14 protein-coding genes are annotated in these 22083 nt (G+C 70.8%); 3 read left to right on the top strand and 11 right to left on the bottom strand.

Features of this window, described 5'->3' with window-relative positions; translation table 11 throughout:
- Positions 1-89: 89 nt before the first annotated feature.
- The 9 genes from HC028_RS28500 to HC028_RS16430 form a co-directional block, all read right to left on the bottom strand.
- A complete protein-coding gene (locus HC028_RS28500; protein ID WP_168078221.1) occupies positions 90-1577 on the bottom strand; it encodes a GGDEF domain-containing protein in 1488 nt (495 codons plus the stop codon).
- Between the two features lie 156 nt (positions 1578-1733).
- Positions 1734-3251, bottom strand: coding sequence for a GGDEF domain-containing protein (locus tag HC028_RS16465; RefSeq protein WP_168078220.1), 1518 nt, complete (start codon positions 3249-3251; stop codon positions 1734-1736).
- Positions 3252-3416: 165 nt separating this feature from the next.
- Positions 3417-4940: a GGDEF domain-containing protein gene (locus tag HC028_RS16460; protein ID WP_168078219.1), complete on the bottom strand. Its 1524-nt coding sequence runs from the start codon at positions 4938-4940 to the stop codon at positions 3417-3419.
- 218 nt (positions 4941-5158) lie between these two features.
- The gene (locus HC028_RS16455) at positions 5159-6607 is read right to left on the bottom strand and encodes an NAD-dependent succinate-semialdehyde dehydrogenase (protein ID WP_168078218.1); all 1449 of its coding nucleotides are present in this window, start codon (positions 6605-6607) and stop codon (positions 5159-5161) included.
- A complete protein-coding gene (gabT, locus tag HC028_RS16450) occupies positions 6604-7941 on the bottom strand; it encodes a 4-aminobutyrate--2-oxoglutarate transaminase (protein WP_168078217.1) in 1338 nt (445 codons plus the stop codon). Before gabT ends, HC028_RS16455 begins: the two co-directional genes overlap by 4 nt.
- 87 nt (positions 7942-8028) lie before the next feature.
- Positions 8029-9459: a gamma-aminobutyraldehyde dehydrogenase gene (locus HC028_RS16445; protein WP_168078216.1), complete on the bottom strand. Its 1431-nt coding sequence runs from the start codon at positions 9457-9459 to the stop codon at positions 8029-8031.
- 17 nt (positions 9460-9476) lie between these two features.
- Positions 9477-10580 carry an alcohol dehydrogenase catalytic domain-containing protein gene (locus tag HC028_RS16440; RefSeq protein ID WP_168078215.1) on the bottom strand — a complete coding sequence of 368 codons (1104 nt, stop codon included), beginning with the start codon at positions 10578-10580 and terminating at the stop codon, positions 9477-9479.
- The gene (locus tag HC028_RS16435; RefSeq protein WP_168078214.1) at positions 10577-12046 is read right to left on the bottom strand and encodes a purine-cytosine permease family protein; all 1470 of its coding nucleotides are present in this window, start codon (positions 12044-12046) and stop codon (positions 10577-10579) included. Before HC028_RS16435 ends, HC028_RS16440 begins: the two co-directional genes overlap by 4 nt.
- Positions 12047-12214: 168 nt before the next feature.
- Positions 12215-12802: a helix-turn-helix domain-containing protein gene (locus tag HC028_RS16430; RefSeq protein ID WP_168078213.1), complete on the bottom strand. Its 588-nt coding sequence runs from the start codon at positions 12800-12802 to the stop codon at positions 12215-12217.
- Between the two features lie 163 nt (positions 12803-12965).
- Here HC028_RS16430 and HC028_RS16425 point away from each other — a divergent pair, with 163 nt between their 5' ends.
- The 3 genes from HC028_RS16425 to speB are packed head-to-tail and all read left to right on the top strand — an operon-like array spanning position 12966 to position 15204.
- A complete protein-coding gene (locus HC028_RS16425; protein WP_203981432.1) occupies positions 12966-13355 on the top strand; it encodes a YybH family protein in 390 nt (129 codons plus the stop codon).
- Positions 13356-13360: 5 nt separating this feature from the next.
- Positions 13361-14203 carry a nitrilase-related carbon-nitrogen hydrolase gene (locus tag HC028_RS16420; RefSeq protein ID WP_168078211.1) on the top strand — a complete coding sequence of 281 codons (843 nt, stop codon included), beginning with the start codon at positions 13361-13363 and terminating at the stop codon, positions 14201-14203.
- Positions 14200-15204 (top strand): agmatinase, encoded by a 1005-nt coding sequence (gene speB / locus HC028_RS16415; protein WP_168078210.1) that lies wholly within the window; start codon positions 14200-14202, stop codon positions 15202-15204. Before HC028_RS16420 ends, speB begins: the two co-directional genes overlap by 4 nt.
- 269 nt (positions 15205-15473) lie before the next feature.
- On the opposite strand, the gene HC028_RS28165 is transcribed toward speB, so the two are convergent.
- Both HC028_RS28165 and HC028_RS16405 read right to left on the bottom strand, forming a co-directional pair.
- Positions 15474-16991: a GGDEF domain-containing protein gene (locus tag HC028_RS28165; RefSeq protein ID WP_168078209.1), complete on the bottom strand. Its 1518-nt coding sequence runs from the start codon at positions 16989-16991 to the stop codon at positions 15474-15476.
- A 143-nt stretch (positions 16992-17134) separates the two neighbouring features.
- Positions 17135-22033 (bottom strand): DUF4011 domain-containing protein, encoded by a 4899-nt coding sequence (locus tag HC028_RS16405; RefSeq protein WP_168078208.1) that lies wholly within the window; start codon positions 22031-22033, stop codon positions 17135-17137.
- Positions 22034-22083 lie beyond the last annotated feature (50 nt).

Raw genomic sequence — 22083 nt, 5'->3', positions numbered from 1 at the left:
CGGACGACGCGACGCTGGTGCTGGTCAGCTGGTCAGCTGGTCGGAGGCGGACAGCAGCAGGACACTGCTCTGACCGGGGTCAGTCCGGTTCAGGAGGCCTGGTCGAGCGGGAGGCGCGACAGCAGTTCCGGCTCGAACACGACCGTACGGCTGCGGCCCTGGACCTTGGCCGTGTACATCGCCACGTCGGCGTTGCGCAGCAGCTCACCGAGGCCGATGCGGCCGGCCTGCCCGTACGCGACGCCGATGCTGGCGCCCACCCGTACCGGGTGACCGTCGAGGTCGATTCCGCTCTGGAGTGCGGCCTGGATCCGCGACGCCACAGCCTGGGCGTCCGCGCTGTGCTGCAGTTCGGGAAGCAGGACGGCGAACTCGTCGCCGCCCAGCCGTGCCACCACGTCATCCGAGCGGGCGGCGCCGGTCAGCCGGTCGGCGACGACCACCAGGACCCGGTCGCCCGCGGCGTGGCCGAGCGCGTCGTTGATCGGCTTGAACCCGTCGAGGTCGATGTAGAGCACGGCGAGCTGCGCGCCGGTCTCCGGGGCGAGCGCGCGCTCCACCGCTTCCATCAACATGTGGCGGTTGGCCAGGCCGGTGAGCGGGTCGTGGTACGCCCGGTACCGGAGGTCGTCCACCGCACCTTCCAACTGCCGGGTCAGCGTCCGGTTGTCGTTGAGGGTCACGATCTGCCGGACCACGATGAGGAACACGACCACCATGCTGAGCGCGTACTGCGCCGGCTCGACCTGGCCCCGCCGCGTCACGAACAGCGTGACGGCGGTGCCGAACGCGAGGAGGAACGGCACGTACGGCAGGAACAGTCGGCGTGGCTGGTCGTCGGTGAGCACGGCAGTGCCGGCCAGTTCGTGCCGGCGTGGAGCGCCGACGGCGACCACCACGAACCCGAGGAACCAGCCCAGGTCGGCGAGGTGTCCAGGTTGGTAGGTGCCCTGCACCGACAGGTAGGCGTAGCCGCCGTCGCCGATGAACATCAGAATCAGGCCGGTCGCGGCGAGTTCGGCGCTGGTGCGGATGGCGGGAACGGCGTCGCGGACCAGGATGAGGACCATCGTCGCGATGACCACGTCCGCGAGCGGGTAGCTCAGTGAGGTGAGCGCGCCGAGGCCACCGCCCTGCGCGCGGTACATCGGGCCGAGCGCGGCTGCCCAGGCGATGTAGAGCAGGGCGGTGCCGATGAGCAGCGCGTCGAGCACCGTACGGACGCGGGCGACCCGCCGGCTGCCGAACAGGAGCGCGACGGAGAGCGGGCCGAGCAGCATCGTGACCGTGAAGCCGACGTTCGCCAGCGGCGGGATGGTCGGATCGTCGCCTCCGTTGACCAGGTAGTCGCCGACCCAGACCGCGTCGCCGGCAGCCCAGCCGAACATGGCGACCCCGAGCAGCCGCAGCCCCAGCTTGGCGCGGCCGGAGGCCCAGCGCCCGGCGCGCAGCCACAGGGCGCCGGAGACGAGGGCAGCCGTGGTCGAGGCGCAGCCGCTGACAGTGGCCATGAGCGCGGGTGAGCCGGGGTCGGCGCCGACGACGCCGACGACCGCCGCGGCGCCAACGGCGGCCACGGTTGCGCGCCCGCCCCGTCCCCGCCCTTCCGCCATCGTGCTCGCCCCCTCTGACAATCGGCCTCAGTAACGTTGCACCATATGCACATACGTTGGCAGGTCCGCAAGCAACATGAATGAATGCCGACGGGAACCCTGGGGTCGGGCGGGAGACGGTCAGGATACGTGGCCGAGCGGGCGCTTCGACAGCAGGTGCGGTTCGAAGGCGACCGTGCGGCGACGGCCCTGGACCTTGGCCGCGTACATGGCCACGTCGGCGTTGCGGAGCAGTTCGCCGAGGCCGATGCGGCCGGCGCGGCCGTACGCGACGCCGATGCTGGCGCCCACGCGCACGGGTTCGCCGTCGATGTCGATGTCCTGGTCGAGCGAGGACTGGATGCGCTGCGCCACGCTGTGCGCGTCGGGGGCGTAGTGGAGATCCGGCAGCAGGACGGCGAACTCGTCGCCGCCCAGCCGCGCCACGATGTCGCTCTCGCGCGCGGCGCGATTCAGCCGCTCCGCGACCACGGTCAGGGTGTGGTCGCCGGTGGCGTGGCCGAAGGTGTCGTTGATCGGCTTGAACCCGTCGAGGTCGATGTAGAGCACCGCGATCTGGGCGCCGGCGGCGGGCGCGAGAGCGTGCTCGACGGTCTCCATGAACTTTTCGCGATTGGCCAGCCCGGTCAGCGGGTCGTGGTACGCCCGGTACTTGAGGTCCTCGACAGCCTTCTCCAGCTGGTCGGTGAGCGCCCGGTTGTCGCGCAGCACGATCAGCTGACGGACCACGACCAGGATCACGAGCACGGTGCTGATGACGTACAGGGTCGGCTCGATCTGCCCGCCCTTGACCACGAACAGCACCCCGGCGGTGCCGAGCGCGAGGATGAACGGCAGGTACGGCAGCAGGAAAGAGCTCGACTCGTCCTCGTCCACCGCGGCCGAACCGGCGAGTTCGTGCCGGCGCGGAGCGGCGACGGCCACGACCGCGAACCCGAGGAACCAGCCGAGGTCGCCGAAGCCTCCTGGCCGGTAGGCGCCCTCGGCCGACAGCACCGCGTAGGTACTGTCGCTGACGCACATCAGGATCACGCCGGCTCCCACGAGCCGCGCCGGTACGCGCATCGTGGGAGCGGCGTCGCGGATCAGGATGAGGACCAGGCTCGCGATGACCACGTCAGCGAGCGGGTAGGCCAGCGCGCTGAGCGTGAGACTGCCGCGCCGCGCGTGGTATAGCGGGCCCAGGACGACGGCCCAGGCCACGTACAGCAGCGCGCTGGCGATCAGCAGTGCGTCGAGCACCGTACGGATGCTGAACATCCGCTTGTTGCCGAACAGGATCACCATGGCCAGCGGGGCCAGCAGCATCGAGACCGCGAAGATGATCTCCGCCAGCGGCGGGATCTTCGTGGCGCTGTCGATGCCGCTGGTCAGGTAGCCGTTGATCCAGGTCGCGCTGCCGGCGGCCCATCCGAGCATGGCGATGCCGAGCAGGCGCAGCGCCAGCTTGGCCCGTCCGGTCGCCCACCGGGCCGCGCGAAGCCACACGGCGGCGGCGAGCACGGCGGCCCCGGTGGTCAGGACGCCGGTCAGGGTGGCCGTCATGGTCGGTGAGCCGGGCCGGACGACAAGGATGGCCACGAAACCCGCGACGGCGAGGGCGGCCGTTGGTATCCGCTGTACCCGACCCGCCGCCATGCACCCGACCCTCCAGTTGTGCCGCCTCCGGCCGAGGGCGACATTGCACTAACTGAAGAAATATCGGCGGCGTGGCTCCGAGGCTGACCGGAAGGGAGAGCCGTCACAGCGGGCGAGTGCACCTGCCGATGCGCCAGCCGGTCGTGATAGGGCGGCGCAGGGCGGTCAGGATACGTGGCCGAGCGGGCGCTTCGACAGCAGGTGCGGTTCGAAGGCGACCGTGCGGCGACGGCCCTGGACCTTGGCCGCGTACATGGCCACGTCGGCGTTGCGGAGCAGTTCGCCGAGGCCGATGCGGCCGGCGCGGCCGTACGCGACGCCGATGCTGGCGCCCACGCGCACGGGTTCGCCGTCGATGTCGATGTCCTGGTCGAGCGAGGACTGGATGCGCTGCGCCACGCTGTGCGCGTCGGGGGCGTAGTGGAGATCCGGCAGCAGGACGGCGAACTCGTCGCCGCCCAGCCGCGCCACGATGTCGCTCTCGCGCGCGGCGCGATTCAGCCGCTCCGCGACCACGGTCAGGGTGTGGTCGCCGGTGGCGTGGCCGAAGGTGTCGTTGATCGGCTTGAACCCGTCGAGGTCGATGTAGAGCACCGCGATCTGGGCGCCGGCGGCGGGCGCGAGAGCGTGCTCGACGGTCTCCATGAACTTTTCGCGATTGGCCAGCCCGGTCAGCGGGTCGTGGTACGCCCGGTACTTGAGGTCCTCGACGGTCTGCTTCAGCCGTTGGGCGAGGGTTCGGTTGTCGTGCAGCACGACGAGCTGCCGGAGCACGACGAGTACGACGAGCACCATGCTGAGCGCGTACTGCATCGCATCAATCTGCCCGTTCTCGAGCACGAACAGCGCGGCGGTGGTGCTGAGCGCGAGGACGAACGGCACGTACGGCAGGAACAGCCAGGTGGACTTGCCGTCGGCCCCTTCCGCCAGTTCGGCGAGCTCGTGGCGGCTTGGCGTCGCGAGGGCGATCAGGACGAACGCGAGGAGCCAGCCGAGGTCGGTGAACATGCCCTGCGGATGGGTGGCCCGCACCGAGAAGTAGGACGAGGCGAAGTCGCTGGCGCATTTCAGCATCAGCCCGGCCCCGGCGAGCGCCGCGGGCGTGCGCAGGACGGGCGCGGCGTCGCGGACCAGGATGAGAATCAGGGCGATGAAGGCTACGTCCACCAGCGGGTAGAGCAACGACACCAGCGCGTCGGGGCCGCCGCCCCGGGCGTGGTAGGCCGGGCCGAGCGCGACGGCCCAGGCCACAGACAGCGTGCCGGCGGCGATGAGCAGCGCGTCGAGCAGGGTGCGGACGCTCCTGGATCGCCGGGTGCCGAATAGGAGCGGCATCGCTATCGGGACCAGCAGCGTGCTGCCGAGGAAGAGGAGGTGCGCGGGCAGCGGCGCGCCGGCGCGCGGTCCGTAGAGCAGGTAGTCGCCGATCCGGACGACCTCGCCGGCCGCCCACCCGAGCATCGCGCCGCCGGCGAGCCACAGCGCCAGTTTGGCGCGGCCGGATGCCCATCGGGTCGCCCGCAGCCACAGGAGGCCGCTGACCAGGGCGGGCGCGATGGCGAGCCCGCGGCTGAGGGCGGTGGTCAGCGCCGGTGTGCCGGGGTGGATCAGGTGGATCGCCAGGTATGCCGCGACGGCGACGGCGGCTACCGGTGTCGCGGAGACTGTCCGTCTCCAACCGTGCGTCATCGGGCCGACCCTTCACTTCTGGCGCCCTCGCGGAGGACAACTTGCGCAGACTAAAACAAGATCGGCTAGACGATCATGCGGTTGAACGAAATTGAGCTGAGCCACAGCTCCTGGGTGTGGCCGTAGTCACGACAGTTGATCGTGATAATGCGGCTCGGGGCCGGTCGGCGCGTCCGCGCCGACCGGCCCCGAGGGGCTAGCTCACTCTGTCGAGGTGGTCACCACTGGGTGGCGACGTACGTGGTCTCGAGGTACTCCTCGATGCCCTCGTACCCGCCCTCCCGGCCGAGCCCGGACTCCTTGACCCCGCCGAACGGGGCGGCCGGGTCGGAGATCAGACCGCGGTTGAGGCCGACCATGCCGACCTCGAGCCGCTCGCTGATCCGCAGGCCCCGGGCCAGGTCACCGGTGTAGACGTAACCGGCCAGCCCCATGTCGGTGGAGTTGGCCAGCCGTACCGCCTCGTCCTCGTCGGCGACTCCGATGATCGGCGCGACCGGGCCGAAGATCTCGTCCTTGCCCGCTGGCGCGTCCGGCGGGACGTCGGTGAGCACGGTGGCGGGGTAGAAGAAGCCCGGCCCGTCGTGCCGGGCTCCGCCGAGGCGGACCTTCGCACCGGCCGCGACGGACTCTTCGACCCGCTGGGCGATGCCGTTGACCTGCTTGGCGTTGACGACCGGGCCGAGCTGGGTCTGCTCGTCGGTGCCCGGCCCCATGCGCAGCGCGGCCATCGCGTCGGCCAGCTTGTCGGCGAACGCGTCGGCGACGCCCCGCTGGACGAAGAACCGGTTCGCCGCGGTGCAGGCCTGCCCGCCGTTGCGCATCTTGGCCTGCATCGCGCCCTCGACCGCCGCGTCCAGGTCGGCGTCGTCGAGCACGATGAACGGCGCGTTGCCGCCCAGCTCCATCGACGCGTTGACGATCCGGTCGGCCGCCTGCTTGAGCAGCACCCGACCCACCCCGGTCGAGCCGGTGAACGACATCTTCCGTACCCGGGAGTCTGTTAGGGCCCACTCCACCAGCTCGCCGGGCCGGTCGGTGGTCAGCACGTTGACCACGCCGGCCGGTACGCCGGCCTCGGCCAGCAGCTGCGCGATCGCGAGCGCGGTCAGCGGGGTGTCCTCGGCCGGCTTGAGCAGCACCGTACAGCCGGCGGCCAGCGCCGGGGCGATCTTGCGGGTCGCCATGGCGGCCGGGAAGTTCCACGGCGTCAGCAGCAGCGCCACCCCGACCGGCTTCTTGAACGTGAGGATCCGGTTGCCGCCCGACGGCGCCGTCCGCAGCTCACCGCCGATGCGTACGGCCTCCTCGGAGAACCAGCGGAAGAACTCCGCCGCGTACGTGACCTCACCCCGGGCGTCGGTCAGCGACTTGCCCATCTCCAGCGACATCAGGTACGCGAGGTCCTCGCGCCGGGCGATCATCAGCTCGAACACGCGGCGCAGCACCTCAGCCCGTTCGCGCGGCGCGGTGGCGGACCACCCGGGCAGCGCCGCCGAGGCGGCCTCGACGGCGCGGGCCACGTCGCCCTGACCCGCGCGCGGCACGCGGGCGATCTCCTCGCCGGTCGACGGGTTCAGCACGGCGAAGTCGCCCTGCTCGCCCTGGGTCCAGGCGCCGCCGATGAACTGATCGGTGGGGGTACCGGCAGGCAGTCCCGCGCTCATGCGAGCCGCCCCACGATGCCCTCGATGATGTCGAGGCCCTCGTTGAGGAGGGCCTCGCCGATCACCAGCGGTGGCAGGAAGCGCAGCACGTTGCCGAAGGTGCCGGCCGTGAGCGTGACCAGGCCATCGGCGTGGCACGCGGCCGAGATCGCAGCTGCCAGCGCGGGGTTGGGCGTCTTCGAGCCGTTGCCCTGCACCAGCTCGATGGCGATCATCGCGCCGCGGCCCCGGACGTCGCCGATGACGTCGTGCTTGGCGGCCAGTGCCTGGAGCCGGGGGACCATGATGGACTCGATCCGCTTGGCCGCGCCGGCCAGGTCTTCGGCGCGCATCGTCTCGATCGCGGCGAGCGCGGCGGCGCAGGCGACCGGGTTGCCGCCGTACGTGCCGCCCAGGCCACCGCCGTGCACAGCGTCCATCAGCTCGGCGCGGCCGGTGACCGCCGACAGCGGCAGGCCGCCGGCGATGCCCTTGGCCGTGGTGATCAGATCGGGGACGACGCCCTCGTGGCTGATGGCGAACCAGTCGCCGGTCCGGCAGAAACCGGACTGGATCTCGTCGGCGATGAACACGATGCCGTGCTCGCGGCACCAGTCGGCCACCATGCGCAGGAAGCCCGGCGCGGGCGCGATGAAGCCGCCCTCGCCCTGGATCGGCTCGACGATGACGGCCGCCACGTTGGACTCGCCGACCTGGGCGTGCGCCTGCTCGACGAAGGCCGCGAACGCCTCCTCGGCGCAGTTCTCCGGGCCGGTCGGCCAGCGGTACGGGTACGCCATCGGCATCCGGTAGACCTCGCCGGCGAACGGGCCGAAGCCGTGCTTGTACGGCATCGACTTGGCGGTCAGCGCCATGGTGAGGTTGGTGCGGCCGTGGTACGCGTGGTCGAAGGCGATGACGGCGCTCCGGCCGGTCGCGTGGCGCGCGATCTTGATGGCGTTCTCCACCGCCTCGGCGCCGGAGTTGAACAGCGCCGTGCGCTTCTCGTGGTCGCCAGGGGTCAGCTCGTTGAGGGTCTCGCAGACCGCGAGGTACTCCTCGTACGGCGTGACCATGAAGCAGGTGTGGGTGAAGTCGCCGACCTGCTGGCGCACGGCGTCGACCACGCGCGGCGCGGAGGCGCCGACCGAGGTCACCGCGATGCCCGAGCCGAAGTCGATGAGCTGGTTGCCGTCGACGTCGACGAGGATGCCGCCGCCGGCCCGCTCGATGTAGACCGGCAGGGTCGTGCCGACACCGGACGCCACCGCGGCGCTCTTGCGGGCTTGTAGTTCGAGGGAACGCGGGCCAGGGATCTCCGTACGCAGCAGGCGCTGCTGAGGAACACTGCTCACTTCATTTTCTCCATGTTCGCTTCGGTCGCTCCATTGAACCGGTTGCGCCGCGGTCGACGTTGATCAGCTACCGCGTGTCGTAAGTCGTCAGAAGTCGATGTTGTGCATGACGTGCTTGATCCTGGTGTAGTCCTCCAGTCCGTACATCGACAGGTCCTTGCCGTAGCCGGAGTGCTTGAAGCCGCCGTGCGGCATCTCGGCCACCAGCGCCATGTGGGTGTTGACCCATACGCAGCCGAAGTTCAGCCGGCGCGTCACCCGCATGGCCCGCCCGTGGTCGCGGGTCCAGACGCTGGAGGCGAGGCCGTACTCGACGTCGTTGGCCCATGCGACCGCCTCGTCCTCGTCACTGAACTGCTGCACGGTGATGACCGGGCCGAAGACCTCGGTCTGGCTCAGCTCGTCGGACTGGGTCAGGCCGGCCACGACGGTGGGCGCCCAGAAGTAGCCCCGGTCGCCGACCCGCGACCCACCCGCGAGCACCCGGGCGTGGTCGGGTACCCGGGAAACCAGGCCGCTGACGTGCGCGAGCTGGTTGGCGTTGTTCACCGGGCCGTAGAGCGCCGCGGTGTCCGACGGCGGGCCGGTGCGGATGCTGCGGGCCTGCGCGGCGAGGGCCTCGGCGAACTCGTCGGCGACCTTCGCGCTGACCAGCACCCGGGTCGCCGCGGTGCAGTCCTGGCCGGCGTTGAAGTAGCCCGCGCTGGCGATGCCCGCGGCCGCCGCCTCGATGTCGACGTCGTCGAACACGATGACCGGTGCCTTGCCGCCCAGCTCCAGGTGGACCCGCTTGAGGTCGGCCGCCGCGGCCGCCGCGACCTCGTACCCGGCCCGGGTCGAACCGGTGATCGACACCATCGCCGGCGTCTTGTGCGACACGACCGCCCGGCCGGTGTCGCGGTCACCGCACACGACATTGAGGACACCCGGCGGGAAGAACTCCGCCGCGATCTCGGCCATCAGGGCGCTGGTGACCGGCGTCGTGTCACTCGGCTTGAGCACCACGGTGTTGCCCGCGGCCACGGCGGGAGCGAACTTCCACACGGCCATCATCAGCGGGTAGTTCCACGGCGCCACCTGGCCGACCACCCCGACAGGCTCCCGGCGTACGTAGGACGTGTGGCCGCCCAGGTACTCGCCGGCGCTCTTGCCCTCCAGCAGGCGGGCGGCGCCGGCGAAGAAGCGGATCTGGTCGATCGCCGGTGCCAGCTCCTCGTCCGCGGTGAGCTGTAGCGGCTTGCCGGTGTTCTCGCTCTCGGCGGCGACGAGGTCGGCGCCGCGCGCCTCCAGGGCGTCGGCGAAGCGCAGCAGCGCCCGCTGCCGCTCGGCCGGCGTGGTGTCGCGCCACGTCTCGAACGCCCGGGCGGCGGAGGCGTAGGCCCGCTCGACGTCCGCAGGCCCCGACTTCGGCGCGGTGCCGAACACCTCGCCGGTCGACGGGTCGATCAGGTCCATGGTGTGGCCGTCGACGGCGTCCACCAGTTGGGCGTCGATGACGTTGCGTACCCGGCGGGTCATGGTGCTCCTTGCAGGTTCTATGCGGTGAGGTCGAGGATCGTGCGCAGCCCGACGACGCCCGCGAGATCGCTGAACGCGTCGTCGAGTTCGTCGAGCGGCCGCACGACGCCCACGAGGGCGTCCAGCGGGAGCCGCCCGGACCGGTACAGCTGCGCGATGCGGGGGAAGTCGACGTCGGCGACGCTGCTGCCGTAGTTGCAGCCCAGTACCCGTTTGCCGGCGTCGGCGAGGTCGAACGGGTCGATGCTGGCGCGTACGCCGTCGGCCGGCATACCGACGAGGACCGCCTGACCGCCCCGGCCGACCAGGGACGGCAGCAGGGTGATGGTCTCGGCCCGGCCGATCGCCTCGAAGGCGTGGTCGGCGCCGCCGCCGGTGATGGCCGCGACGTGGTCGACCAGGTCGGGGTCGTCGCCGCGCAGCAGGTGCGTCGCGCCGAGCGTCCGGGCGTGGGCGAGCCGGTCGTCGGACAGGTCGATCGCGATGATCGGGCCGGCCCCGACCAGCGCCAGGCCGAGCAGGATGGACTGGCCGACCCCGCCGCAGCCGACGACGACGGCGCTGTCACCGGCCCGTACGGCAGCGGTGTTGAGCACGGCGCCCACGCCGGTCGTCACGGCACACCCGATGAGCGCGGCGATCCGGGCCGGCACGTCGGCGGGGATCGCCACGGCCGCGGCCGCCGGTACGACCGTCGCCTCGGCGAACGTGCCGAGCCCGAGGAACGCGTGGACGGGCGCGCCCTGGGCGTCCCGCAGCGAGGTCCGGCCGTCGGGCAGCAGGTGGCTGGTCGACTGCGTGCCGGTGCACAGCCAGGCCCGCCCCTGGCGGCACTGGCGGCAGCGACCGCACTGCGCGTACCAGGACAGGGCGACGTGGTCGCCGGGGCGCAGCGTGCGGACGTCCGGCCCGACCGCCTCGACGACCCCGGCGCCCTCGTGGCCCAGCACCATCGGCAGGGGAGCGGCCCACTCGCCGGCGGCGACGCGCAGGTCGGAGTGGCAGACGCCGCTGGCGGTCAGGCGGACCCGCACGAGGTCCCCGCTGGGCTCGACGAGCTCCAGCGGGGCCTCGACGGTGGGGGTGCCGGCTTCGGTCAGCACCCGCGCCCGCGCCGTCACAGGTGGTGTCCGGGATGCGCGGCGCTCAGCTCGCGGTCACTCTCGGCCTCGGCGCGCTGCTCGGAGGCCAGGTCCAGCGAGCGGCTGAGCAGGACGTAGGCGACACCCGTCACGGCCAGGCCGACCAGCCAGGCGATGTCGACCTCGCCCATCGCCTCGGCCAGTGGGCCGACGAACTTCCAGCCCCCGAGGTCGAGTAGCACCATGAACGGGATCTCGGCCGCGATACCGATGGCGTAGGCGGTCAGGCCCCGCCAGTTCCAGGTGCCGTACAGGCCGCGCACCTTGAACAGCTCGGTGATCGCGTAATGCCCGCGGCGCACGATGAAGAAGTCCACCAGGTTGGCTGCGGTCCACGGCACCAGCAGGTAGAGCATCAGCGCCAGCGCGGTGGTGACGGTGCTGACCGCGTCGGCCGTGATGAGCTTGCCGATAGCGAACCAGACGACCGCGAAGATCAGGATGGTGACCACCCGGGCGGCGCGCGTCGGCTTGATCGGCTTGATCGAGTCGACCGCGGTGAGCACGGTGAGCATGCCGCCGTAGGCGTTCATGCCCATCGTGGCCGCGAGGGCCAGCGCGGACAGCAGCGCCACGATTTGACCCAGGTGCGGGATCACGTTGTTGCCCGCGGTCTGCAGACCGGTCAAGGGGTCGTCCGCGCCCAGCCGGATCGCCAGCCACCCGCCGAGGATGATTAGCCAGATCGCCGAGCCGGAGGCGCCGAAGAACACGGACGCGATGACCGACTTCGGCTTCGTCGACGAGGGCAGGTACCGGGAGTAGTCCGACACGTAGGGCGCGTACGTGATGTTGTACGCCGCCGCTGCGGCAAGCTGGGCCATGAACGCCACCCAGCTGAACCCGTACTGGGTCGCGCTGGGCGCGCCGCCGCCGTGGCCGGTCATGATCCCGATGGTCACGATGGTCATCAGTGGCAGCGACACGTAGAGCAGGGCGCGGAACGCCTTGTGCACCCAGTCGTGGCCGAAGATCGCCAGCAGCACGGCGCCGACGGTGACGACGACGGAGACGAGAGTGGCGTTCCAGCCGAACGCGCTGTTCAAGCCGACGCCGAGCAGCACCTGGTCGGTCACGTTGAACGCCAGGTAGGTGAAGAACGTGGCGAACAGCGGGATGAGCACGCCGCGGTAGCCGAACTGGGCCCGCGACTGGATCATCTGCGGCAGGCCGAGCGTCGGCCCCTGGGAGGCGTGGAACGCCATGAAGAGGGAGCCGATGACGATGCCGAGCGCGCCGGCGAGCGCGGTCCAGCCCAGGGACAGGCCCATGGCGGGACCGATGAAGCCGATCGGGATCGAGAAGTACTGGAAGTTGCCCAGGAACCACAGGGGTGCCTGGTGCCACAGGCGGCCATGGCGTTCCTCATCGGGCACCCAGTCGATCGAGCGGACCTCGATGAGTGGCGCGGCGACTGGCGCCGATGACGTTGAATCCGATGTCATCGGACAACTCCCTACAAAAAGCGGGGGTGCGAGACCCAGACTAGGTTGCCCAATGCTGAACTGATTTTGTCTCCTAGTCAACAGTGCTTGCCTACTCGTCAACCGAGTGGACGAGTAGTTCTGGCTTGACGCTCGACGTTGCTAGGCCGACATGTCCCAGCGTTACGGCTAGGCCGACATGTCCCACGGCGCGGGGGAGATGACCCACAGCACCTCGGCGCCGCGACTGGGATCCGGGTTGATCCAGCTGTGCGGCTCCCGGCCGGAGAAGGTCATCGTGTCGCCGGCGTTGAGCCGCTCGGTGCTGCTGCTGAACACGACCTCGATGGTTCCTTTGAGAACGTGCAGCACCTCGACCTCGCAGTTGAGGGTGTACAGCTCGGCCCCGCCCGTGCCGCCGGGCTCGATCACCGATCGGACCAGCTGCAGCCGGGCCTGCCCGCGCGGGGTCAGCAGGCGCTCCTCGGCGCCCGCGCCGGCGAGCTGGATGTGGGGGGCGTCCGCCTTGCGTACGACGGCGGTCTCCGGCGACTCGAACAGCGTGCCGATCGGTAGGGACAGCACCTCGCAGAGGGTCACCAGCGTCGCGACGCTCGGAGAGGTCTCGTCGCGCTCGATCCGGCTGATGAAGCCCTTGGTGACCTCCGCGCTGGCAGCCACCTGGTCGATGGTCAGCCCCTGCCGCTGGCGGGCGGCGCGAAGTCGGGCTCCGATCCGGAGCTTGCCGTTGCTGGGAGAGACCGGGACCGGTTTCACCGCATCGCCCTTCCGTGCCGCTGGCGGGCCTCGATCGGGACCCGGAGAAGATTGTCGACCAAAAAGGCCACCGGTTATGGCTTGTTTACCGTCTTGCAACCGATGTTGTATCCATGGCAACATCACCACCACTGATAGCGCAAGTGGCTGGTCGGAGGTAATCGTGGACGTGCGCGACGAGGTGCTGGCGGCAGCGCGGGAGCTGGTGGCCGCGTTCGGCTCGCACGATGCGGTCCGCTACTTCGCCTGCTTCGCCGACGACGCGAGCTTCGTGTTCCACAACACCAACGAGACGATCACCTCCCGTTCACGGTACGAGGAGATCTGGCGGGACTGGGAGCGGGACGGCTTCCTGGTCCTCGGTTGCCACTCGTTGGACCAGCGAGTACAGCTGATCGACCCCGACACGGCCGTGTTCACCCACCGCGTGCGTACCCGGCTCGCGGGAGAGTCCGACGAGCAGCGGGAGCGGGAGACCATCGTGTTCCGGCGGGACCCGGCCGGGGCGTGGCTCGCCGTGCACGAGCACCTGTCCGTCGACCCGGCGGAGTGACCGGCGTGACGGCGGTGCGGGTGGCCTGCTGCCAGGTCCGTATAGCGATCGGGGACGTCAACGGCAACGCCGACCGGGTGTGGCGCGCCGTGGAGGCCGCCGCAAGCGCGGGGGCCCGCATCGTCGTGGTGCCGGAGCTGGCCAACAGCGGCTACGTGTTCACCGACGCCGCCGAGGCGCGATCCCTCGCCGAACCGGTCGACGGGCCCACGGTCACCGGCTGGGTCGACCTGGCGCGCCGGCTCGACGTCGTCCTCGTCGGCGGGTTCTGCGAGCTGGACCCGGATGGCCAGGTGCGCAACTCGGCCGTCGTGGTCGACGCCGGCGGAGTGCGGGCGCTGTACCGCAAGGCCCACCTGTGGGACCGCGAGAAGCTCGTGTTCACCCCGGGCGACGCGCCGCCACCGGTCCTCGACACCGCGTACGGCCGGATCGCCGTGATGATCTGCTACGACCTGGAGTTCGCCGAGTGGACCCGGCTGCCCGCCGTGCGCGGAGCGCAACTGCTGTGCGCGCCGGTGAACTGGCCGAGCCTGCCGCGCCCGGACGGTGAGCGCCCGAGCGAGATCATCCGGGCCCAGGCCGCGGCGGCGACGAACCGCATGTACATCGCGGTCGCCGACCGGGTCGGCGACGAGCGCCGCGTGGAGTGGGTCGGCGGGACGGTGATCCTCGACCCGGACGGCTGGCCGGTTGGCGGCCTGGCGCTCGGCCGCGAGATGACCGTGCTGGCCGACCTCGACCTGGATGCCGCGCTGGACAAGCGCATCAACGAACACAACGACGTACACGCCGACCGGCGCCCGGAGCTTTACGCGCCCATCTATCGCCCTCAAGGAATTTCATGACTGACAATCAACCCGGCGTCGCCTCCGGCAACAGCCAGCCCCGCGTCGTCTCGGGTCCGAACATCGGCCCGGTCGACGCCAGCGTCCTGCCCCGCTTCGCCGGCCCGGCCACGTTCGCCCGCCTGCCGCGCATCGACGAGGTGTCGGATGTGGACGTCGCGATCGTCGGCGTCCCCTTCGACGCCGGCGTCAGCTACCGGCCCGGCGCCCGGTTCGGCCCCGCCCACGTGCGGGAGTCCTCGCGGCTGCTGCGCCCGTACAACCCTGCGCTCGACACCGAGCCGTTCGGCCGCCAGCAGGTCGTCGACGCCGGCGACATCGCGGTGAACCCGTTCTCCATCACCGACGCCGTCAACGAGATCGACCGCGGTGCCCGCCACCTGCTCGAGCGGTCCCGCCGGCTGCTGACCATCGGCGGCGACCACACCATCGCCCTGCCGCTGCTGCGCGCGATGGCGGCGAAGCACGGGCCGGTCGCGGTGGTGCACTTCGACGCGCACCTCGACACCTGGGACACCTACTTCGGCGAGCCGTACACCCACGGCACCCCGTTCCGCCGGGCGTCCGAAGAGGGCCTGCTCGACCAGTCCGGCTGCCTGCACGTCGGCATCCGCGGCCCGCTGTACTCCTCGAAGGACCTGACCAACGACGTCGAGGTCGGGTTCCAGATCGTGCATGCGCGCGAGATGGAGGACATCGGTACGCGCGGCGTGGTGGAGCGCATCCGCGAGCGCGTTGGTGAGCGGCCGGTGTACGTGTCGGTCGACATCGACGTCCTCGACCCGGCCTTCGCCCCCGGCACCGGCACCCCCGAGTCCGGCGGCCTGCTCAGCCGGGAACTGCTCGGCATCCTGCGCTCGTTCGCCACGCTGAACCTGGTCGGCGCGGACATCGTGGAGGTCGCGCCCGCGTACGACCACGCCGAGATCACCGGCATCGCCGCGTCGCACGCCGCGTACGAACTGCTGTCGGCCATGGCCGTACATGACTACGGTCGGTAGTCGGCGCGTCGCACCCCGTGTGGTGGCGTACCGGATGGCTCATCTGTCCCCTGGTCGCGCATGATTGTGGGGCGAGCTCGTGCAGTTGTGGATCTCAACCGTACGAGCAGAAGATCAGTTCGGGCATTGACCGAAGGTCTACTTCCTACCTGCGGTTGCAGGATGCCCGACGCGCCGTGACCAGGTGCTTGACTTATTGACGCAGCCACGCTGCCGGTGGATTACCGCGGATATCGTTCGCTGACTAATCGGAGCCCCGCCGATGTCTGTCAGTGGCTTTCCATGGCGATGTGCCTGGCGGCATAGCCGGTCGCGTCGCCGCGGCGGCGGGCCTTGCCCGCGTACATCGTCGCGTCGGCCATCCCGATCAGCGTGTCCCGGTCGAGGGCGCTGCCGGAGCTCGCGACCGCACAGCCGATCGTGACGCCGACGCTCACGACGGAGTCCGGCAGCTGCACCGGCATGCTCACCGCGGCGGGGATCCGCTCCTCGAGGTGGGACACCGCCTGCTCCGGAACGCCCCGGCAGAGGATCAGGAACTCGTCGCCGCCGAGCCGGCCGACCACGTCGTCGGCGCGTACGCACTCGGCGAGACGGGACGCCACAGCCTGCAGGACGAGGTCGCCGGCCTGGTGACCCATCCGGTCGTTGATCGGCTTGAAGCCGTCGAGGTCGCACAGGATGATCGCGATTCCGTCCAGCCGACCGCGCCGGACCTCGTCCAGCGCGCGGTCGATCTCGCCGACGATGTGCCGCCGGTTGTACAGGCCGGTCAGTTCGTCGTGGCTCGCGTGGTGGGCGAGCGTCTGCTCTGCCTTGTCCCGCTGCAGGGACAGCTGCCGGAAGCGCAGCAGCACCAGTGGGACCACCATCAGCGTGCCGATCGGGAGCAGCAGGCTGGCGCCGTTGCCGTCACGGACCGTCTGCACACCCGCGATGAGCGGGTTGACGCACAGCGCCGCACCGAGCCAGCCGAGGTGCGGATGGCCGGGGTTCCGGGCGGCCGCGGCCTGCGGGATGGTGCAGTACGGGGCGTTCGGGTGCAGCGGGGCCGCGGCGATGGCGAGGTACGCGATCATCATCGTTATGGCCGTCCACACCGGGCTGCTGTGCACCGTCAGGACCGCGATCACCATCGAAACCTGGGTCATGGCCGTGGAGATGATCAGGTAGGCGAGCGGGCCACGGGCCTTCTTCGCCGTCACTCCGATGCGCAGGAGGCAGCCGATGTTGCCGCCCAGGACCAGCAGGTCCATCAGGAGCATGACCTGGCCCAGGGGTGTCGCCTCGGGTATGAGGTGGGGGCGGACCAGCCACTCCCACAGCGGGCCGCCGGCGCACACTCCGAACATGGCCGCGTCCAGGATCCCGCCGGTGTCGTTGGCCGCGTACCGGCGCAGCGCCGCCCCGGCGCCCAACATGAACACCAGGTGGGCGTTGGCGATGGCGAGGTCGGCCATTGACCCTTCGGCCCGGCCGAGGTGGTGGGTGATCCACGTCGGCCAGATCAGGGTGTTCACCGTGAGCAGGACGAGCCCGATGGTGGCGAAGATCCAGGGCCAGCGGTCGGGCAGATGGCGTGCCCGGAGCGCGAGCAGGAAGGTGACGACGGGTACGGCCGTCACCAGCGCGTACACCACGTTGCGTCCGGACTCGTCGGCCAGGCCGTACGCGACGCCGGCCACGGTCGCCGTGACCAGAAATCCAACATGGATCGGGTAGGCCGGCGAGGCACTGTGGGGCCAGCGCATCGCGCTCTCCTCTCCATCGGCCTCGGTCGTGATCATCGGCCATACTGAGGAACGGTTGAGCATATGTGAGCGAGAATCTGGGGTGCCCAGACTGCGCACGCCGACGGCCTGCGGAGGGTCAGCGAGCACGCGAACAGCGTAGCGGATTGTATCGACGAAAGGCTCTGTTGATATTCGGGTCAACTGAGCCGGTAGCGACCACGACCGCCGTGGACCACCCGGCCGCTGGCCAACCCCTCTAGGAGCCCGTACCGCAGCATTTTGTCGATCTTTTCGGTCCGGCGCTGGTACCCGAGCAGTTCGAGGGTCGTCCGGAACAGGTCCTCTTCGGTCAGCTCCAGCGCGGACGCCAGCGCGTGGCGGATCGCGTTGGCGATCTCTTCCGGCGCGATCTCCTCGAAGGCGCGGTCGTCCCGCGACTGGGTGGTCCGGAAGCCGCTCCACCGCCTGGGGTCGAGGCTGCTCGGCCAGGCGAAGCTGCCCATGCCCTCATGATGGCGGAGCGCTCCCGGTTCGAGCAGGGCCAGCACGGCCTTGCGCCGATCGCTCCGCGGCTTGGCGAACCCGAACCGGGCCAGGACCAGTTTCGCGAGCCGCTGCTCCTCGACCGGCCCCTCGGCTCTGATGATCTCGCGCAGGCTGTCCCGGACGAGCTTGCGTACCCGCTGGTCGGTGGCGAGGGCGGCGATGTCGGCCTGGGTGCCGATCACCGACGGCTCGTACGGGACGAAGGCGACCGGGCCGCCGGTCGGCCTCGGGTTGGGAACCGGGGTGGCGGAGGTCCGCTCCGCCGTCGCGGCTTTCTCGGCGGCCTGCGCTGTGGCTTTCTCGACGGCCTGCGCTGTGGCTTTCTCGGCGGCCTGCGCCGCGGCTCTCCGGGCGGCAATCTTGGCTTTGGACTGTGCGATTCTCTCGGCCGCGACCGCGCGGGAGACCGCCGCGTCGAGCTTTGCCAGCACGCCCGCGCGGTCGTTGATCCACGACGGTAGCCAGAACCGGACCACCCGCGGCCAGCCCATGACGGTACGCAGCAGCGCCGGCGCGCCGTCCCGGTCGGCCACGGTCGGCCGGGCGCTCCACTGTGGGCTGTCGAGCATGACGGCGACCTGCCACCGGTCCGACCCTGCAGCGCGGACGGCCAGGTCGACGGCGAAGTCCGACAGCCCGTACCCGGTGCGGACCTCGTACCCGCGGGCCCGGATCGCCTCGGCGACCTCGTCGCGGATCAGGTCGCGGCCCGTGCCCCGGCCCGACGGGCGGTCACTCTGCCGGTCCACCCCGGCGGCCGCCATCTCGCAGTACGCCTTCAGATGCTGGGTGCCGGTCGCCGTGGTCCGGGACAGGTCGATGTCGGCAGGGTCGAACGAGGCGAACAGCAGCACCTGGCGCCGGGCGCGGGTGATGGCCACGTTCAGCCGGCGCTCTCCGCCGGTGTGGCTGAGCGGCCCGAAGTTCAACGGCAGTTGCCCGGTCTCCGGGTTGGTGGAGAACGCCAACGAGAACAGGATCAGGTCGCGCTCGTCTCCCTGTACGTTCTCCAGGTTCTTGACGAAGATAGGCTCCGCCTCGGCCGGCGACATCTTCTTCTGGATCAGCCGGTCCGAGCTCTCCTCCAGCAGGTTGAGGATGAGATCCCGCTGCTGGATGTTGAACGTCACGACCCCGATCGAGTCACCCGCGGTGGCCGGGTCGCGCAGTCGGGCGGCGATCTCCTCGACGACGGCGCGGGCCTCCACCTCGTTGGTACGCGACGCGCCCCGGTCGAAGTGGCCGTCGACCCGGCGCCAGCCGATGCCCGCCGTACCACTCGCGCCCGGCGAGGGCAGACTCGACAGCCTGCCGTCGTAGTAGTACCGGTTGGAGAAGGCGATCAGCGACTCGTCCCGGCTGCGGTAGTGCCAGGTCAGCCAGCGCTGGGGGAGTCCCGACTCGACGGCCTCGTTGAGAATGCTCTCCAGATCCTCGACGGGGCAGGAGTCCCCAGCGGTCTCCTCGCCGGCGGACGCTTGCATGACCGCGCTCGGTGGCATCTGGCGGGAGTCGCCGACCACCACGACGGCCTTCCCGCGCCCCATCGCACCGATCGCCTCCGCGACCCGGATCTGCGACGCCTCGTCGAAGACCACCAGGTCGAACCGGGCTGCGTCCGGCGCGAGGAAGTTGGCCGCCGACGCCGGACTGACCAGTACGCAGGGGGTCAGCGCCAGCACCACGTCGGAGTAGTCCGCGAACAGTTCCCGGAACGACCTGCCGCCGCGCTTGCGCCGTAGCTCGGCGATGAACTCGGCGAGCCGGCCGTGCTGGTCGTCCAGGGCGGCCCGCCGGTCGCGTACCAGCTTCGAGGGGAGGTGGTCGAGCAGCGTGGCGCGTAGCTCACGCGCCGCCGCCTCGTACTGTTCGACGTCGTTGTCGTGCTGTTCGGGCTCGAAGGAGTCCAGCACGCCGGCGCGCATCCGCTCCGACAGCGCGGCGGCGGTCAGGCCGCGCTGGTACACCTCTTCGGCGGCGTCCGCGTCCACCTCGGCGCGCAGCAACTGGTCGGCGTAGTCCGACAGGCCGGCCGCGATCAGGACGTCGGCCTGGGTGAGCACGTCGCCCCAGCGCTGCAGCGGGGCGAGTTTCTCGGCGCGCAGGTCGGCGAGCCAGGTCGCCCCGTCGCGCTGCCATACGTCGAACCAGTGCAGCTCGCCCGTCCACAGCAGCAGTTGTGGGCGGGTGCTGGCCAGCAGTCCGCTCCAGGCCCGCCAGCCGGCGGCGAGGTCTTCGAGGACCCCGATCTCAGCGTCGGTGACACCGGCCTCGAACAGGTCCCACACCGCCGGGTGCCGGTCCAGGAGCTGCCGGCCCAGCGCGGCGGTGTGCTGCGCCTGCGCCAACTCCGTGGCTGCTGCCGGCTTGGTCGGCAGCCACCCGGCGGGCAGCGGCAGCACGCTGAGGTCCTGGACCTGCTGCTGGATCGTTGCCGCCTGCGTGCGGGCGGCGAGCAGCCGGGCGAGGGTCGCCTCCACGTCTTCGGCGGCGACCGCCCCGCCGCTCGCCAGGTACGGAGCCAGGCGGTCGGCCACCGCCTGCAGGTGCCGGTTGCGAATGAACAGCCGCGCGACGGCTTCCTGCGCCTCGGCGCGCCACGCGGGCAGCGCGGAGACGGCGAACACCTCCGGCCGGAACGTCGCCAGCTCGGCGGCGTACTCCTGCCGGAACCGGTCCAGCTCAGCCGCGAGCCGCCGCACGCCCGCGTCCCAGCGGGCATTGACGCGCAGCATCGCCGCCCTGTCCGGCAGGACGCCGGAGGCGGCGAGCCGGGCGACGGGCAGGAGACCCCCGACCGCGGTCGGGCTCGGTAGCAGCCGCAGCAGCGCGACCAGGTTGGGCTGCTGGACGACCGCCTGGCGGACCGCTTCCAGCTCCGCGGCGATCTGGGTCATCGCGCCGGCGTGCAGTCCGTCCGGCGTGCGGCGGCCGCTCAGCGACCAGGGGTGGGCCCGGCGCAGGCGCGTTGCCCGGGCGGCGGCGGGGAACGCGCGGAGCGCCGCCTCGACAGCCCGGCGCCGCTCGGCGGACGCGGCAAGATGGCTCGCCGGCACGAGGGCGGTCGGCCCGTCGCCGTGCGCGAGGATCCCTTCGTACGCCGACCAGGTCGACAGCCCGGCGGGGTTGCGGGAGTGGACGAGGTCGGGGTAGCCGGCGAGCGGGGCGAGTCGCGACCGGTAGCCGGTCTCCACGGCCTTCCAGGTCGCCTCGCTGCCGTGTTCGCGCTGGTCGAACGCGTCTCGCAACTGCTCGCGGATCGCGGTGATCGACTGCTTGCGCCCGTGCAGGTCCAGGGCGAAGGGCGCGAGCCCGACCTGGTCCAGCCGGCGCTTGACAACGTCGAGCGCGGCCTGCTTCTCGGCGACGAACAGCACGGAACGACCGGTGGCGACGGCCCGGGCGATGAGGTTCGTGATGGTCTGCGACTTCCCGGTACCGGGCGGCCCCTCCAGGACGAACGACCTGCCGCGCTCGGCCATGGCGATCGCCTGCAGCTGGGAGCCGTCGGCCTGGATGGGCAGGTGCAGTTCTGCCTCGTCGACGGGTACCTCATCGGATCCGGCGGGGTCGTCGAACGCCGCGGTCTTCCGCTCCACCAGGTGGCGTACGACCGGGTTCTCCAGGAAGGACCCCCAGTGGTCGGCGAGGTCGCGCCACATCTGGAAGGTCGAGAAGTGCAGCAGTCGCAGGCTCGCGCTCTCGTCGATGCGGTAGTCGAGGTGGCTCTCGACGAGGCGCGCGTTGATCGCGGCGAGCGTCTTCGCGATGTCGATGCCGTAGTCGTCGACGATCGGGTGCGACAGCTCGGGGATCTCCACGCCGTGCTTGACGCGCAGCCACTCGACGAGGCAGTGGTTGGGCTCGGCGAGCTCGGTTCCGTCCGCCATGAAGAAGTACGGCTTGCGGCCCGTGCCGCCCTCGATGCGTACGGGGACCAGGAACAGCGGGGCGCGGGCCTCGGTGCCGTTGCTGCGGGTGTGCACCAGGGTGCCGAGCGTCAGGTACAGGTAGTTGCTGCCGGTCTCCTGCGCCATCGTGCGGGCCTCGCGCTGAAGGTCGCGCATGGCCGACACGTACTTCTGCTCGGTCACTGTGCCGTAGATCCGGTGGTCCGTGCGCAGTGCCTGGGTGAGCACGTCCGGCTCGAGGTCCGGCGTGCTCTCCGGGTCCTGCGGGATGACCTGGATCTGCCCGCCTTCGTGGACCATGGTGTCGAGCACCGCCAACGAGCCCGGCGGCACGTGCAGGTCGAGCCCGCGGCCGCGCTTGGGGAGGTTGAGCAGCGGGTTGCGCAGGCTGAGGTCGAGTAACGAGCGCTTCCACTGCTGTACCCGCTGGGGCAAGTCGTCGGCGCTGGGCTCGTCGCTGACCTGGGCTTGCTCGCGCCTCCGTGCCTCGGCCACCCCGGCGGCGTGCTCGCGCCGGTTCGCCTCGGTGGGCTCGGCGGGGGCGTCGGAGGAGGCGTCGGTGGGGGCGTCGGAGGGTGCCTCCTTGGTCAGGCTAGCCGCATGCGGCGCTGTGAACTGCTCGAACACCGCGCTGCGCATGACCCTCCTGTCCCTCGACTAGCCAGCCAATCATGCCCCATTTTCGCGAT

Source organism: Planosporangium flavigriseum, assembly GCF_011947225.1.
Classification (GTDB): domain Bacteria; phylum Actinomycetota; class Actinomycetes; order Mycobacteriales; family Micromonosporaceae; genus Planosporangium; species Planosporangium flavigriseum.
Note: the sequence above shows the minus strand (reverse complement) of the source record. Positions and strands in the feature narration are given on the sequence as shown.

Coding starts and splice junctions, on each gene's coding strand:
- HC028_RS16465 (WP_168078220.1), bottom strand. CDS start 3,251: ATGGCGGCGGGTCGGGTACAGCGGATACCAACGGCCGCCCTCGCCGTC.
- HC028_RS16460 (WP_168078219.1), bottom strand. CDS start 4,940: ATGACGCACGGTTGGAGACGGACAGTCTCCGCGACACCGGTAGCCGCC.
- HC028_RS16455 (WP_168078218.1), bottom strand. CDS start 6,607: ATGAGCGCGGGACTGCCTGCCGGTACCCCCACCGATCAGTTCATCGGC.
- HC028_RS16445 (WP_168078216.1), bottom strand. CDS start 9,459: ATGACCCGCCGGGTACGCAACGTCATCGACGCCCAACTGGTGGACGCC.
- HC028_RS16435 (WP_168078214.1), bottom strand. CDS start 12,046: ATGACATCGGATTCAACGTCATCGGCGCCAGTCGCCGCGCCACTCATC.
- speB (WP_168078210.1), top strand. CDS start 14,200: ATGACTGACAATCAACCCGGCGTCGCCTCCGGCAACAGCCAGCCCCGC.
- HC028_RS28165 (WP_168078209.1), bottom strand. CDS start 16,991: ATGATCACGACCGAGGCCGATGGAGAGGAGAGCGCGATGCGCTGGCCC.
- HC028_RS16405 (WP_168078208.1), bottom strand. CDS start 22,033: ATGCGCAGCGCGGTGTTCGAGCAGTTCACAGCGCCGCATGCGGCTAGC.